A 15,374-nucleotide genomic window follows, 5' to 3' on the forward strand; every position below is an offset into this window, starting at 1 on the left:
CTTCAACCCTCAAACGGTTAAAACTGTCTATTTTTGGACACTAAAGTTTTATTTATGACAAAATTCAAAGCTTCAACGCACACCTGCGCCCTGGGAGCTGGTCATGAAAAAAACCTTGTCACCGATTCAACTGAAAACCATTGTGTTGTGTCTGGGCGCGGCGTGTGCCAAGTCCCCGGCTTGGGCGCAAACCAGCAACCCTGCGCCCAAGACCTACCCGCCGGTTGAGGTGGTCGACAAGCCGCTGGAATACCGTCAGTTTGAAAAGGTGGAAATCACCGGATCGTCCATTGTTCGCAAAGAACAAACGCAGGCCTTGCCGGTGCAAATCATCACGCGCGATGACATCCGCCGCTCCGGTGCGAGCAGCATGGTCGATGTGCTGCACAACTTGCCTGCCATGTCCATGTGGGTCAACAGCACGGCCATGTCAACCACCATCGGCGGTTACACCACCGCCTCTTTGCGCGGTCTGCCCGCAGGGACTTTGCTCTTGCTCAATGGCAAACGGCTTGCACCGTATGGGCGGCAAACCATCATCGGTGTCGATCGGCCCAGTGTGGACATCAATACCGTGCCGTTGTCGGCCATCGAAAAGATCGAGATACTCTCGGACGGGGCCTCATCACTCTACGGATCGGACGCCATCGCGGGGGTGATCAACATCATCACGCGCACCGAGCAAAAAGGCGTTGAAATCATGGCCGAGAAATTGGGTACATCCCAGGGCGGTGGCCAAGGGCATCAAATCAGCTTGAACGCGGGCAAGGGCAATTTGAACAAAGATGGCTACAGCTTGCGCCTGACGGCTGAGTTGTTCCACCGCGACGCCCTTCAAGCCAGCGACCGGCCCCAGTATGCGCAAGGTCGCTACGAGGTGGAGCGCGATGGGCAGCGTTACGCCATCGATGGAAGCCGCGTGACCTCTTACGCCACACCAGGTACATTTTTTGAGTCTGCCAATGCAGCCACGGGATCACCCCGAAAGGTGTTCAGTTTGTTGCACCAGGACGGGCAGTGCCCGTCCGGATATGTGCCCTTTTTGGGGCAACCTTCGTGCCAGTACAACACCTACTCGGCATTGACCCTTTACCCTCAACAAGACAGCCGCAAGCTCTTGCTCAGCGGGGAAAAATGGTTGGGTGGAACGACCACCGCTTATGCCGAAATCTTGCACTCACGACTCGAGGACAGTGAGATGGCGGCTCAAGGCTGGCGGCAGTTGATCTACACCTTGGGAAAGTCGCCCGATTCGGTGGGTTACCAAGAGGCGTTGCGTGCGGGTATGGACCCGGCCAGGACCCAGTTTTTGTGGTCACCGAGTTTGATGCACGGCCTCTTGCGGGCCTACGAGCAGAACAATTGGCGTGTGGCCACGGGCCTCAAAGGCGAGTGGCAAGGCTGGGACTACAAAGCCGAGCTGTACAAGGCCCAAGCGCATGTGGTGCGCAGACTTGAGGTCACAGACTTTGCGGGTCAAGGGCTGGTCAGTGGGCGGGTCTTGACTGACCCCAACATGCTCAGACCTCTGACGCCTGACAACCCCTTGACGGCGACACTGAACGGTTTGCGCAATGTGTGGAACACTTGGGACGACAGCAAGACCCACACCACCGTTGGGCACGTCAGGGCATCACGCCCATTGATGGAAATTCAGGGCAAGGACGTGATGTTGGGCGCAGGCCTGGAATGGCGACGCGAGGGCACGAACTACCAATATGTGTCGAATACAGAGCAGCAGCCGAGTTTTCAGGCCGAGCGGGACATTCAAGCCGCTTATCTGGAGCTGCAGTTGCCGGTCACACCCCAATGGGACGTGACCGCGTCCACGCGCTGGGATCGGTACAGCGATTTGGGCACCACACACAACAACAAACTGGCCTCGCGTTATGACTTTGAAAACGGCTGGTCGGCCAGGGCGTCTTGGGGTACTGGTTTTCGGGCACCTTCCGTGGCGCAACTCCAGAACCTGACCAAACTTTATGCCATTGGTAGCACGACCTTCCTCAATGAATGTGGCCCAGACATCTTGACGGTTCTCTCCAACCTCAATGCCAGACAAAACCGAAATGTGGCTTGCGAAAGGAGCTTGTTGCAAATTTACGGAACAGGCAATCCTGATTTGAAACCCGAATTGTCGACACAAAAGTCATTGGGTTTGGCTTACCGGCCCACACGCAATTTTTCGGTGACCGCTGACTGGTGGTCGGTCCACATGCATGATGTGATCTCCACATTGGCCGGTGATATCGTTTATGCCGACCCGATCAAATATTCGCAGTTTTATTTGCTCGATAACAACAACAAGTTGGCCATGCAATTGCCCAACTACAACATTGGCCAACGCGAGAAGTCAGGCATTGATTTTGACATGCGTTGGCGTGCTCCGGTCGACATGGGGCAACTGAACCTGTTTGTGCAGGGCGCCTACAACCTCAAGTCCAAAGACCAGTCAGTGCCCGGTGAGGCCTACACGTCCGATCTGGCACGGTACAACAGCATCACCGACACGATCACCCCGCGCATGCGCCTGCGTTGGATTGCGGGGCTGACTACGGCCACTTGGAGCCTGCACGGGGTAGTGAATTACACCTCGGGCTATGACGACAGAGACCGCTCGGGCGTCAATTTGACAACGCTCCAAAGTACGCCGCTGACGGGTTTTTATGTCAAATCTTTCACCACCCTCGATCTCACTGCGACTTACCAGGTCAACACCAACGTCAGTTTGCGGGCCACCATGGGCAATGTGCTCAATCGTCAGGCGCCACAAGCTTTCTCTGCCACGGCGGCGCAGGTTTTTGGCTACAACACGCGGGACCATTCTTTATGGGGTCGCACACTGGGCTTGGCCTTGCTTGCCAAGTTCTGAATCCGGCCTCGGCTAGGCTCTAGAAAGAGGGTGTTACAAACCGCACAATGGCCGCTGTGTAAAGCGCCCAAAAAATCACCGAAGCCCTCAGAGAAAGGGCGCAGGTCGTAAACTCGCAACACGACTTACTGTTCGAGAAACAATGACCAAAATTTACCGGACCCTCGGCCTGCTGTGCGGGCTGACTTTTTTGGCGGGCATCCCCGCACAAGGGCAGACGCCCGCAACGCCAAGTGCCGCCAAGCCTTCACTCACGGTCACTGTGACTACGCCGCAAACGGCCAGTCTGGCGCAAAAAATCAGCGCCAACGGCAACCTGGCCGCTTGGCAAGAGGCCATCGTCGGGGCCGAGGCCAATGGCCTGAAGATCACCGAGGTGCGTGTGAACGTGGGCGACCGGGTGCAGCGCGGCGACGTGCTGGCGGTTTTGCAGGCCGACAGCTTGCGGGCCGAGCTGGCGCAGGCCGAAGGCACACTGGCCGAAGCTGCGGCCAGCGCCCAAGAGGCCAAGGCTCAGGCCGATCGCGCCCGCAGCCTGCAGCAGCAAGGATTCTTTAGTGCTGCCCAGCTCAGTCAGGCACTCGCGGCAGAAGCCTCGGCCGTGGCCAGAGTGCAGTCTGCCCGCGCCCTGGTGCAGCTGCAAAACGTGCGCCTTTCGCAAACCCAGGTGCGTGCGCCGGATGCGGGCGTCATCTCTGCCCGGCAGGCCACGGTGGGCAGCGTGGTGGGTGCAGGCACTGAATTGTTTCGCCTCATTCGCCAAGGCCGCATCGAGTGGCGGGCTGAAGTGACGGCCGCCGAGATTGGCCGCATCCAGGTGGGTGCACCTGTGCAAATCAAAGCGGCCAACGGCCAAGTTCTGCAAGGCAAAGTGCGCATGGTGGCGCCTTCGGTGGATGCGCAAACCCGCAATGCCTTGGTGTATGTCGATTTGCCTGCGCAAACCGGCAGCGCCCGGGCAGGCATGTACGCCCAAGGCGAGATCGCGCTGGGCCAAAGCCAGGCGCTCACCGTGCCGCAAGCGGCGGTGGTGGTGCGCGACGGTTTCAGTTATGTCTACACCGTGGGCACCGACCAAAAAGTCAGCCAGCTCAAAGTGCAAACCGGACGCCAAAGCGAAGGCCGCGTGGAGGTGACCAGCGGCCTGAAAGCCGATGCCCGTGTGGTGGCCAGCGGTGGTGCATTCCTCAACCACGGCGATACAGTGCGTGTGGTGGACGCGCCAGCGCCTCCAGCAGCCCCAGCCGCCAAATAAAGAGACGCCATGATCAACGTCTCTTCCTGGTCAATCCGCAACCCCATCCCTGCCGTCATGCTGTTTGTGCTGCTGACGGTGGCGGGCTTCATCGCCTTCGCGTCCATGAAGGTGCAGAACTTTCCGGATCTGGACGTGCCCACCATCTCGGTGACCGCCAGCTTGCCCGGTGTGGCGCCCTCGCAGCTTGAGACCGATGTGGCGCGCAAGCTCGAAAACGCGCTGGCGCCGCTGCAAGGCCTCAAACACATCACCACCAAGGTGCAAGACGGCGTGGTGTCCATCACTGCCGAGTTCCGCATGGAAAAGCCCACCCAAGAAGCGGTGGACGATGTGCGTTCGGCCATTCAGGGCGTGCGGGCTGATTTGCCGGGTGACCTGCGCGACCCGGTGGTGCAAAAGCTCAACTTGGCGGGCTCGCCCGTGTTGGCCTACACCGTGCGCTCGTCGCGCATGGACGACGAAGCCTTGTCGTGGCTGGTCGACAAAGACATCACCCGCAAGCTTTTGTCGCTGCGCGGTGTGGGCGCCGTCAACCGCGTGGGCGGCGTGACGCGTGAGGTGCGTGTGGCCCTCGATGTGAACCGCTTGCAATCGCTGGGCATCACGGCGGCCGAGGTGTCGCGCCAGCTCAAGCAGGTGCAGCAAGAAGGCTCGGGCGGGCGAATGGATTTGGGCACGGGCGAACAACCCGTGCGCACACTGGGTACGGTGAAAACGGCGCAAGAGGTGGGCCAGATTGAGCTGGCCACATCGCGAGGCGGCAGCGTTCGGTTGGACCAAGTGGCCACGGTGAGTGACACCTTGGCCGATGCCCGCTCGGCAGCCACCTTGGACGGAGTGCCTGTGGTCGGCTTTGAGGTGGTGCGCAGCAAAGGCGAAAGCGAAGTGGCCGTGGGCCGCTTGGTACGCCAGGCGCTGGCCGAATACCGCTTGCAAAATCCGGACATCGAGATCACCGAATCCTTCGACTTCGTGACCCCGGTGGAAGAGGAATACGACGGCTCACTCGTCTTGCTTTATGAAGGCGCGATTTTGGCGGTGCTGGTGGTGTGGCTGTTCTTGCGCGATTGGCGGGCCACCTTTGTTTCGGCGGTGGCGCTGCCGCTGTCGGTCATTCCGGCTTTCATTGGCATGGCCTACTTGGGCTTTTCCATCAACGTGGTGACTTTGCTGGCGCTGTCTTTGGTGATCGGCGTGCTGGTGGACGACGCGATCGTCGAGGTGGAAAACATCGTGCGCCATTTGCGCATGGGCAAGTCGCCGTATCAGGCGGCGATGGAAGCGGCCGATGAAATCGGGCTGGCCGTGATCGCCACCACCTTCACCTTGATTGCGGTGTTTTTGCCCACGGCTTTCATGAGCGGCATTCCGGGCAAGTTCTTCAAGCAGTTTGGCTGGACGGCGTCGCTCGCGGTGTTCGCCTCGCTGGTGGTGGCGCGGGTGCTCACGCCCATGATGGCGGCGTATATTTTGAAGCCCATCGTCACGGCCGCGCACGAGCCGGGTTGGCTCAAGCGCTACATGGTCTGGGCCACTTGGTGCATGAAGCACCGCCTGGTCACCATGGTGCTGGCTACGCTGTTTTTCATCGGCTCCATCATGCTGGTGCCCTTGCTGCCCAAAGGCTTCATTCCACCGGACGACAACTCGCAAACCCAGGTCTATGTGGAGCTGCCACCGGGATCGACCTTGGCGCAAACCCAGGCCAGTGCCGAGCACGCCCGCAAGCTGCTCATGACGGTGAACGACGTCAAAAGCGTCTACACCACCATTGGCGGCGGCAGCGCGGGCAGTGACCCGTTTGCGGGCGGTGGCGCGGCCGAGGTGCGCAAGGCCACGCTCACCATTCAGCTGAGCGAACGCGGCACACGCCCGCGCAAGCAAGCGATCGAAAACGACATCCGTACCGCTTTGCAACAACTGCCCGGTGTGCGCAGCAAGGTGGGCTTGGGCGGCTCGGGCGAGAAATACGTGCTGGTGCTGACAGGCGAAGACCCACAGGCCCTGCAAACCGCTGCCATGGCGGTGGAGCGTGACCTGCGCACCATCCAAGGCTTGGGCTCCATTGCATCGACCGCCAGCTTGGTGCGGCCCGAGATCGCGGTGCGCCCTGACTTTGCCAAGGCCGCCGATTTGGGCGTGACCAGCGCCGCCATCAGCGACACCTTGCGCGTGGCCACCTTGGGTGACTACGACGCGGCATTGCCCAAGCTCAATTTGTCGGAGCGGCAGGTGCCCATCGTTGTGAAGTTGGGCGACGAGTCCCGGCACGATCTGAGCACACTCGAGCGCCTGATGGTGCCCGGCAGCCGTGGCCCCGTCATGCTCGGCCAGGTCGCCAGCATCGAGGTGGCAGGTGGCCCGGCGGTGATTGACCGTTATGACCGCCAGCGCAACATCAACTTTGAGATTGAACTCTCGGGCATGCCGCTGGGCGACGTGACAGCGGCGGTGCAAAAGCTGCCTGCCCTGCAAAGCCTGCCGCCGGGCGTCAAGGTGGTGGAGGTGGGTGATGCCGAAGTCATGGGCGAACTCTTTGCCAGCTTTGGCCTGGCCATGATGATCGGCGTGCTGTGCATCTACATCGTGCTGGTGTTGTTGTTCAAAGGCTTCTTGCACCCCATCACGATTTTGGCGGCACTGCCGCTGTCGCTGGGCGGGGCATTTGTGGGCTTGCTGATCGCGCAAAAGAGTTTCTCCATGCCCTCGCTCATTGGCCTCATCATGCTCATGGGGATCGCCACCAAAAACTCCATCTTGCTGGTCGAATACGCGATCGAGGCGCGGCGCGGCAAACCTGCCCAAGGGGATCAGCCCGCTGTGCCCCCCATGAGCCGCTGGGACGCCATGCTGGACGCGTGCCACAAACGTGCCCGGCCCATCGTCATGACCACCATTGCCATGGGCGCGGGCATGCTGCCGATTGCGGTGGGCTGGGGCGCGGCCGACGCGAGTTTCCGCTCGCCCATGGCGATTGCCGTGATCGGCGGCTTGCTCACCAGCACCGTGCTCAGCTTGTTGGTGGTGCCGGTGGTGTTCACTTACCTGGATGATCTGGGGCAGTGGACTGGGCGGATGTTCAAGAAGGTGACGCGGGGGGCATGAGTGCCCTCGGTCACGCTTTGATGAACACGCTGGCGTCCCAGCTGCGGCGCCTGTGGCCGGGTTGTTTGGCCTTGACTGCCATCTGCTTGGCGTGGGTGCTGGCTTACGACGGCAAACGGATTTTTCAGATCGGTGTGCTGGCTTTGCCTGCCGTGCTTTGCTTGTGTTGGCCCAGCCGCCATGCGGGCTGGCGGGCCTTGCAGGTGGGCTTTGTTGGCACGATGGGGCTGGTCTTCATCACCGATGCGGCCGTGAGGGGTTTTTTGCTGGACGTTTATGAGGCCAGCCCGGCCAGTGCCATGGTCATCACGGCGGTGGCCAACACCACACCGCAGGAGATGACGGAGTTCATGGCGATGAACGGTCCCAGCGTTTGGCTTTGGGGATTCTTTGCGCTTGTATCGCTGTGCTTTTTTATCGTCAGCCTTGCGCGATGGTGGACCACACCTTCGCCGCCACTGAAGCTGGCAGGCTGGCGTTTGGCGGCCATGCTGCTGGTGCTGACGGTGGTCCTTGTGTCCTTCGTGAACAAGCCTTGGCGACAACACCATCCCCTGCTTTTCTGGACGCATTGGGTCACCGAGGTGTCTTCTTTGCGAGACCAGTGGGACAACTTGGGTGAGCAGCGGCAACGTTTGCTTGCCAATGCGCAGGCACAAAATCCACACATCACAGCCGGGGCGCCAGACACCCTGTTGTTGGTGATCAGTGAAAGCATCAACCGGGGCCATATGTCGCTGTACGGCTATCCCCGCAACACCACGCCTGCGCTCATGCAGCTTGAACAGACCGAGGGGGATCAGCTGGGCGTTTTTGCGCATGCTTGGTCAGTGGACGCCAGCACGGTTCAGGCTTTACGCAATTTTTTCTATTTCGGTCATGCCGAGGATCAGCCGCAGCATTTGATGGCATTAGCCTCCAAGGCGGGTTATGAGACCTGGTGGATCAGCAACCACGATGATCTGGCCATTGACCAGGAGCATGCCAAGCTGGCCGATCGGGTTCACATGCTCAACAAGACGCCGGGTCGATCTGGGGTCTCGCTCGACGAGGGCACATTGCCCCACTTGGCGGCAGCCCTGAAAAGCCAGGCGGCCCGAAAACTCATTGTGGTGCACCTGCTCGGCACACACCCGCATTACGCCTTGAGGCATCCGGCCACGCGCACGCCTTTCAACAACGTGAAAGATGACATCTACCAAGCTTTGAAGGACCAAGGGCGTTCGTCGCGTGTCCGGGATTTGCGCAACGACTACGACTCGGCCATTCACTACCATGACGAGGTGGTCGCGGCCACCTTGAACATGACACGCACTTTGGGGAACAATGCCTCTTGGGTTTATTTTTCTGACCATGGACAAGAGGTGGGCCATGTCGGCAACCATGTCGGCCATAGCGCGGCGACGGCAGATGGCTACCGCGTGCCCTTGCTGGTCTGGGGCGCGGGCATTGCAAACTTGCCTCCGGCCACCTTTTCGCAACCGGTGCGAACGGACTGGCTGGGGCACAGTGTGATGCATTTGCTGGGCATAGACTGGTTGGGACATTTGCCGGAAAAAAATGTGCTCGACACCCGGTACCGCTGGCGAGCGCCTCCTTTGCCGATGGTGGCAGACTTTGCCTCTTGAAGCGAGCATGATGTCTGTGTCTTGCGCAAAGGCTTGCATCCGGTGCGCGATCAGCCAGGGTGGATGAACCAATTTGGACAACTTACAACAGGACTGCATATGGATAACAAAGTGGCGATGGTGGTGGGCGGCGGCAGTGGCATGGGTGCGGCTGCGGCCCGCAAGTTGGCTCAGGATGGCTTTCAGGTGGCGGTGTTGTCGTCGTCCGGCAAGGGCGAGGCGCTGGGCCGTGAATTGGGGGGCATTGGCATGACCGGCTCCAACCAGTCGCCTGACGACTTGCAAAAGCTGACGGATCAGGTGATGGCGCGTTGGGGGCGCATCGACGTGCTGGTCAACAGTGCCGGGCACGGACCCAAAGGCCCGGTGCTGGAGCTCACCGATGCGCAGTGGCACTTGGGGCTCGACATGTATTTCTTGAACGTGGTGCGGGCCGTGCGGGTGGTGGCGCCCATCATGGTCCAGCAAAAAGCGGGGGCCATTGTCAACATCTCCAGCGCCTGGGTGGTCCAGCCCAGCGCCATGTTTCCGACGTCTGCTGTGGCACGCGCAGGTCTCGCCGCTTTCACCAAGCTGTTTGCCGATGAACACGCCGCGCACAACGTGCGCATGAACAATGTGTTGCCGGGCTGGATCGATAGCCTGCCCGCCAAGGAGGAGCGCCGCGAAAGCGTGCCCATGCAGCGTTACGGCACCAGCGAGGAAGTGGCCGCGACCATCGCCTTTTTGGCCTCCGAAGGCGCGGCCTACATCACGGGCCAGAACATCCGTGTGGATGGGGGCTTGATGCGCTCGGTTTGAGCGCTTGCGAGTATGCGCACTGCCGGTCGTTGACCACCCGCTGCTTCAAGGGTTGCAGAAGTCACACCGGGCGGGATCGGCCCAGGGCTGTGCATTCGTAGTCTTTTGTTCTTCATGGCCGCATTTTTTGCAGCCCCAAATTTCGGCTTTGGGCAAGCGGGTCAAGCTGCCGCAGTCGCGGCAGGGCAAACCCGGAACCTGCTGGCTGAGCCAGTAGCCCGGCGACTCACAACTGGGGCATACCGACAGCAATTTTTGAATCAGGTCCCCGGTTGCTTTGACAATGGTTTTTTGGCGTGTCGGATTGCAAAAAGCCCGCAAATCGTTTTCGACAAACACCACACCATTGGCGGATTTGGCTTGGGCCAAGACAAAGGCGTTGACCAGGGCGTCACGGTCACGCAGGCCTTTGTCCATGTCGGGGTGATCGGGGTTTTCGGGTCGCAGCACCAAGTGGTGTTCTGGAAACCCGGCCTCTGTTGCAAAGCGCTCAAGTTCTTGGAGGCTCTTCACCATCCGGTGCAGGCTTTGGGCCGGTCCGTGTGCAAAGCCGGTGATTTCAATCTCCTGCAATGGATCGACCCACAACACCACTTCGGTGTTCCAGGGCATGAAGGCGCCAAAAGGGTCCGGGCCAAACGAGCCTTCACTGGCCATGCCCACAGATGCGCCTGTCAGGGCCATGCCCAGCGTGGCCTTTTTTCTGGCGGTATCGAGTTGGGAGCCGGCTCGCGTGAGTTCACGCGTGAAGGTGCCCAACTGGTCGGTGTCATACGCATCGGTGTGCACCAGCTGGCAGCCCAATGCGGCTTCGAGGGGTTCACGCACCAGATCCTGTTTGCCGTGTTGCGTCAAAAAAGCAACGGGGCGGCCTTCATAAAAACGATGTTGGGTCATGTTCATGCCAGCAAGGCCTGGGCCACCGCCAGATAGACCGGAATGCCCAGGACGATGTTCAAGGGAAAGGTCAGCCCCAGGCTCAACCCAAAATAGAGCGCGGGTTTGGCTTCGGGCAAGGCGGTGCGCAGCACCGCGGGTACGGCGATGTAGGACGCGCTGGCGGCCAGCACCATGAGCAAGGCCCCGTCACCCGGACTGAGTTTCAAGAGCATGGCCAGGCCCAAGGCCAGGCCTGCGTGCACCAGGGGTCCGATCACCGCATAAGCGATGAGCACAGGTGATTGGCCTTTGACTTGCGGCAGGTTGCGTGCCGCCATCAAGCCCATGTCGAGCAGGAAGAAGGCCAGCATGCCTTTGAACAGGTCGACCGAGAAGGGGGCCATCGCTTCCTTGCCCGCCTCGCCCGTCACCAGGCCAATGACCATGGCCCCCAAGAGCAGCAACTGGGCACCGTCTGTGAAAGACTCGTGCAAGATCTTGCCCACCGACGCGCCATGAGGCGCAGCAGGTCCACCCAAGGCGGCCCCACCGCCCGCTGGCACCACCCCGCTTGAAGCCTGCTTTTGCCGCAATGAATTGGCGAGCACGACCGCCAAAATGATGGCGGGCGATTCCATCAGGGCCATGGCCGCGGCCATGTGTCCACCATAAGGCACGCCTTGGTTCTCTAGCGTTTGCACCGCTGTGACAAAGGTCACCGCACTGACCGAGCCATAGGTGGCGGCCACGGCCGCTGCGTCAAAACCCGAGACAAAGCGCCGCAGCACGGCATAACCGATGAGTGGAATGACGATGGCCAGAAATACAGCAGCGGCCAGGCTGATGCCCACGGTGGCTGTCATGCCCGATTGCGACAGCGCAAAACCGCCTTTGAGGCCCAAGGCCATCAAGAGGTAGAGCGACAAGAAGCGGGAGATGGCGGGCGGGATTTCGAGGTTCGATTTGACGGTGCCCGCCAGCACGCCGAAGATGAAAAAGAGGATGGCGGGATCGATCAGATTTTGCATGAAGTTTTTCCTTGTGCCGATCTTAAAAATGGATAGAACATTTGTAAAATCGATTCTTCAACCTTTGAATATAGATAAAAGTCTATGAACGTCAGCTTTCGCCAATTGCGACTTTTTCTGGCGCTGGCCGAAACCGGCAGCGTGAGTGCCGCGGCCAAAGTGATGCACGTCACCCAGCCCACCGCCTCGATACAGCTCAAAGACATCAGTGAATCGGTGGGCTTGCCTCTGTATGAGCTGGTGGGCAAAAAACTCTACCTGACCGAGGTGGGCCAAGAGCTGGCGAAGACCGCCCGTGCTGTGGCGCACACCTGGGACACCTTTGAGCAAAACGTGGACGCCGCCAAGGGCTTGTCGCGCGGCAAGTTGCGGGTGGCGGTGGTGAGCACGGCCAAGTACTTCATGCCGCATTTGATTGGCAGCTTTTGCAAGCAGCATCCGGCCATTGACGTGTCGCTTGAAATTCTCAACCGCGATGGCGTGGTGCAGCGCTTGCGTGACAACCGCGATGACCTCTACATCATGTCCATGCCACCCAAAGACATGGACCTGGGCGACGAGGCCTTCATGCCCAACCCGATCGTGGTGATCGCGCCCATGTCCGACCCTTTGGCCAAGCGCAGCGCTGTGCCTTTGCACGAGTTGGCGCAGCGGCGGTTCATCTTTCGCGAGAAAGGCTCGGGCACACGCATGGCCGCTGACCAGTTTTTCAAGCAGATGAAGTTCCGCCCCGATGTGCGTCTGGAGCTGGGCAGCAACGAGGCCATCAAGGAGTCGGTGGCCGGGGGCTTGGGGGTGGGCGTGGTCTCGCGCCACGCCTTGCACGGGCATCAAAAAGAAAATGGCGTGCGTGTGATCGACGTGCAAGGCTTTCCCCTGCCCTCGGCTTGGCACATCGTCTATCCGGCCGGCAAGAAACTGTCACCACTGGCGCTGGCCTTCAAGCAGCATGTGCTCAAACAGATCAGTCGGCGCAAATGACAGGTGTGTTGGACGTGTGACCTGAATTTTTGGCCCAGGGTCATGCGTTATCGATCAGTGAGCAGATTCAAAGCCTCAAATGCCGTTTTAATGGATGGCCCCATTCGGTATGGCCGCTCCTGCAGATTGGAAGCGGCAACGTGCGTCTGCTGCAAGCATTGATGGATGGCCTTCACCATGGCTTGTGCATCGTTGATCTGGGTGAAGACCACCCGATCTTCCCAGTCGGGATGCTGACCTTGATCTGTGGCGGTTTCTGAAACGACACGAGCGCCCAAAGACAGGCATTCACAAATTCGTGTACTTTCAAGCAAGGCGTTTTCGTAATAGTGAATGTTGACCACCACTTTGGCATGCGCCATGGCATGCCACAAGTCGTGGCCATACAGGCTTCGTTCCGCCCGGACATCAAAGTGTTCGCTCAGCACTTTGAGAAAGGCCTGCCTTCTTTTGTTTTTCCAATCGCCATAAAACAGCACATCGCAAGCGTCTGCATGCTCGGCGACGGACAAGGCGCGCGAGAAATCAGCACCCGGGTAGTTGTGTACCGGCGACAAGGGCACATGAAAAATCATGTAGGACGGAATGCCTTGCTGAATCAAAAATTGGATGTTTTGAACAGAGTAATCAAAAACCGCCATCGAGTTGTAGAGGATGTTCAAGTAGTCAGGCGTGAACCATCGGGGGTGGACAGATTGCTCCATTTGGAAAACGATGCGTCTTTCGCGTGGCGGTAAACGAGAAAACATTTGTGGACAAATGACCAGGTACAGGTCGTCGTGAAAATCCACGGGCATCTCTTGTTCGATGCGCACAGCAAACCCCAAAGCGGATACATGGGTCTGCAAGGCGTGCGCCACAAAAGTGGTGGCACGGGTGCAAACGATGCGCAGTCTGCCCGAAGAACTCAAGGTTTTTAGCTGAAGGATTTGTTGTCGGCGTAATGGCCAATCATTCATGGGTGACGGTGCCGGATTTTGCAATGCCAGAAGCAGCCATGAACGAAAAGCCGGGTGAATGTCACCGACTCGGGGTTCAACCCATGATTGGAAGAGGGGGCGGGGTGATAATTGGTCGTCAAACACCAGCGATTTCAACCAAGCACGAGGCTTGCCATTGGCATGGAAGCCCAATTTTCTGAATAACGAAACCATGTTTTCGATTAAGCGGACACATACATAGAGGCTTGATTGTCCCTAGAAAAAGGGCTGCGTGGCCTGTCATGACCCGACAAATTTCGACGCCAACGCACAGTTGGGGCGGGTCACTTACAGTAGATCCAGCCCCGCCCGCGTGGCATTGGCTTGCAGGTTGATCTGCGCCTTGTCGTCCGCGCTCATCTTGCACACATGCTTGACCATGAGCGCGGTGCGCGGGTTGCCGGCAAAGTCCTGTTCGTGGCGGATCAAAAAGTCCCAATACAGCGTGGTCATGGGGCAGGCGTTGGGGCCGGTGCGCACTTCGGGCTGGTACCGGCAGCCTTTGCAGTAGTTGCTCATGCGGCTGACGTATTGGCCGCTGGCCACATAAGGCTTGCTGGTGAAGCGCCCGCCGTTGGCGTGCAGGGCCATGCCCAAAGTGTTGGGCGTCTCCACCCATTCCACCGCGTCCACGTACATGGCGCGGTACCAGGCGCTGACTTGCTGCGGTGACAGTCCGGCCAGCACGGCAAACTGTCCGGTGACCATGAGGCGCTGGATGTGGTGGGCATAACCGTGTTGAAGGCTTTGGCCAATGGTGGCTTGCATGCAGGCCATCTGGGTGTTGCCTGACCAGTACCACGGGGGCAGGTCGCGGGTGTGGCCGTAGTGGTTGGCCTCGGCCATGTGCGGCATGTCTATCCAGTACACCCCGCGGATGAACTCGCGCCAACCCAGCACCTGGCGGATGAAGCCTTCGACACTGGCCAGCGGCAGGCCGCGTGCGTGGTAGGCCTGCTCGGCCGCCACAATCACCTCGCGCGGATTGAGCAGGTGCAGGTTCAGGCTGCTGCCCACCAGCGCGTGCCAACCAAAAGGCAATGTGGTCCACATCGCGTCTTGCCAGGCGCCAAAGTTTTCGAGCCGCTGGTCAATGAAGTGTTGCAGCGCCACCAACGCGTCTTCGCGTGTCACGGGCCAAGCAAAGTGCTCGAGCGTGCCCGGGTGCTGGGCAAAGCGGGTTTGCACCAGCGCGATCACGTCTTGTGTGACGCGGTCAGGTGCAAAACGGGCGGGTGGCGGCACGGTGCCCGGGCCTTTGGCGCCAAAACCTTTGCGGTTTTCTGCGTCGTAGTTCCATTGGCCGCCGATGGGCTCTTTACCTTCCATCAGCACGCCATGCTTTTTGCGCATCTCGCGGTAAAAGAACTCCATGCGCAGCTCTTTTTTGTCGCCCGCCCACTTGGCAAATTCGGCGCGGCTGCACAAAAAGTGCGTGTCGCCCACCCAACGCAGCAGGGTTTGGGCCTGTGCTGCGGCGTCTTCGACCAACCTTTCCATGCGCCAAGCCCCGGCTTCCATGACCACCAAAGCTTTGGGTTGGTGGGTGGCCAAGGCGAGGGCCAAGCGCCCGGCAAAGTCTGGGGGCAGTTCGGTGTCATCCACCTTCATATAAGTGGAGGGCCAGCGGAGTCGGTGCGCTTCGTTGGCAAAGTGCCTCATGCCCGACAGGAAAATGGCAATGCGGGCTTGGTGGTTCCAGACTTCGTCGGCCTCGCTGTCGGCCTCGATCATCAAGAGCCGGTCTTGGGCAGGGTCAAAGTCGGCCAAGGCCGGGTTGTCCCAGCCAAGTTGGTCGCCCAAAACCAAGATCAGGTGACGTGTCATGCCTTGTCTTTCGTG

The 15,374-nt window shown here is 59.7% G+C and carries 10 protein-coding genes; 6 read left to right on the top strand and 4 right to left on the bottom strand.

The window, feature by feature from the left end; all coding sequences use genetic code 11:
- The first annotated feature begins 103 nt into the window (after positions 1-103).
- The 5 genes from L63ED372_RS15020 (at position 104) to L63ED372_RS15040 (ending at position 9,664) form a co-directional block, all read left to right on the top strand.
- Positions 104-2,872, top strand: coding sequence for a TonB-dependent receptor plug domain-containing protein (locus L63ED372_RS15020; RefSeq protein ID WP_062407105.1), 2,769 nt, complete (start codon positions 104-106; stop codon positions 2,870-2,872).
- 142 nt (positions 2,873-3,014) lie between these two features.
- Entirely contained in the window at positions 3,015-4,127 is a 1,113-nt protein-coding gene (locus tag L63ED372_RS15025; protein ID WP_082431733.1) for an efflux RND transporter periplasmic adaptor subunit, read from the top strand.
- A gap of 9 nt (positions 4,128-4,136) precedes the next feature.
- Positions 4,137-7,235 (top strand): efflux RND transporter permease subunit, encoded by a 3,099-nt coding sequence (locus L63ED372_RS15030; RefSeq protein WP_156343643.1) that lies wholly within the window; start codon positions 4,137-4,139, stop codon positions 7,233-7,235.
- On the top strand, positions 7,232-8,863 hold the full coding sequence (locus L63ED372_RS15035) for a phosphoethanolamine transferase (protein WP_062407107.1): 1,632 nt from the start codon (positions 7,232-7,234) through the stop codon (positions 8,861-8,863). Before L63ED372_RS15030 ends, L63ED372_RS15035 begins: the two co-directional genes overlap by 4 nt.
- Before the next feature lie 99 nt (positions 8,864-8,962).
- Positions 8,963-9,664 (top strand): SDR family oxidoreductase, encoded by a 702-nt coding sequence (locus tag L63ED372_RS15040; RefSeq protein WP_062407109.1) that lies wholly within the window; start codon positions 8,963-8,965, stop codon positions 9,662-9,664.
- Positions 9,665-9,709: 45 nt separating this feature from the next.
- Here L63ED372_RS15040 and L63ED372_RS15045 read toward each other — a convergent pair whose 3' ends face one another.
- Both L63ED372_RS15045 and L63ED372_RS15050 read right to left on the bottom strand, forming a co-directional pair.
- Positions 9,710-10,567, bottom strand: coding sequence for a DUF6671 family protein (locus tag L63ED372_RS15045; RefSeq protein ID WP_062407111.1), 858 nt, complete (start codon positions 10,565-10,567; stop codon positions 9,710-9,712).
- Positions 10,564-11,571: a sodium-dependent bicarbonate transport family permease gene (locus L63ED372_RS15050; RefSeq protein WP_062407113.1), complete on the bottom strand. Its 1,008-nt coding sequence runs from the start codon at positions 11,569-11,571 to the stop codon at positions 10,564-10,566. The genes L63ED372_RS15045 and L63ED372_RS15050 overlap by 4 nt, the downstream gene beginning before the upstream one ends.
- An 84-nt stretch (positions 11,572-11,655) precedes the next feature.
- Between L63ED372_RS15050 and L63ED372_RS15055 the strand changes: the two genes are divergently transcribed.
- Complete coding sequence (locus tag L63ED372_RS15055; RefSeq protein WP_062407115.1) at positions 11,656-12,552, top strand: LysR family transcriptional regulator; 897 nt, start codon at positions 11,656-11,658, stop codon at positions 12,550-12,552.
- Positions 12,553-12,599: 47 nt separating this feature from the next.
- Here the strand turns inward: L63ED372_RS15055 and L63ED372_RS15060 are convergent, their stop codons facing one another.
- Both L63ED372_RS15060 and L63ED372_RS15065 read right to left on the bottom strand, forming a co-directional pair.
- A complete protein-coding gene (locus L63ED372_RS15060; RefSeq protein WP_156343644.1) occupies positions 12,600-13,637 on the bottom strand; it encodes a glycosyltransferase family protein in 1,038 nt (345 codons plus the stop codon).
- A gap of 183 nt (positions 13,638-13,820) precedes the next feature.
- On the bottom strand, positions 13,821-15,359 hold the full coding sequence (locus L63ED372_RS15065; protein WP_062407119.1) for a cryptochrome/photolyase family protein: 1,539 nt from the start codon (positions 15,357-15,359) through the stop codon (positions 13,821-13,823).
- Between the last annotated feature and the right edge of the window lie 15 nt (positions 15,360-15,374).

Source organism: Limnohabitans sp. 63ED37-2 (genome assembly GCF_001412535.1).
Classification (GTDB): Bacteria; Pseudomonadota; Gammaproteobacteria; order Burkholderiales; family Burkholderiaceae_C; genus Limnohabitans_A.

Bases quoted from the DNA above. Each gene is read 5' to 3' on its own strand.
- L63ED372_RS15065 (WP_062407119.1), bottom strand. From the start codon at position 15,359: ATGACACGTCACCTGATCTTGGTTTTGGGCGACCAACTTGGCTGGGAC.
- L63ED372_RS15025 (WP_082431733.1), top strand. From the start codon at position 3,015: ATGACCAAAATTTACCGGACCCTCGGCCTGCTGTGCGGGCTGACTTTT.
- L63ED372_RS15050 (WP_062407113.1), bottom strand. From the start codon at position 11,571: ATGCAAAATCTGATCGATCCCGCCATCCTCTTTTTCATCTTCGGCGTG.
- L63ED372_RS15045 (WP_062407111.1), bottom strand. From the start codon at position 10,567: ATGAACATGACCCAACATCGTTTTTATGAAGGCCGCCCCGTTGCTTTT.
- L63ED372_RS15020 (WP_062407105.1), top strand. From the start codon at position 104: ATGAAAAAAACCTTGTCACCGATTCAACTGAAAACCATTGTGTTGTGT.
- L63ED372_RS15030 (WP_156343643.1), top strand. From the start codon at position 4,137: ATGATCAACGTCTCTTCCTGGTCAATCCGCAACCCCATCCCTGCCGTC.
- L63ED372_RS15040 (WP_062407109.1), top strand. From the start codon at position 8,963: ATGGATAACAAAGTGGCGATGGTGGTGGGCGGCGGCAGTGGCATGGGT.
- L63ED372_RS15035 (WP_062407107.1), top strand. From the start codon at position 7,232: ATGAGTGCCCTCGGTCACGCTTTGATGAACACGCTGGCGTCCCAGCTG.
- L63ED372_RS15055 (WP_062407115.1), top strand. From the start codon at position 11,656: ATGAACGTCAGCTTTCGCCAATTGCGACTTTTTCTGGCGCTGGCCGAA.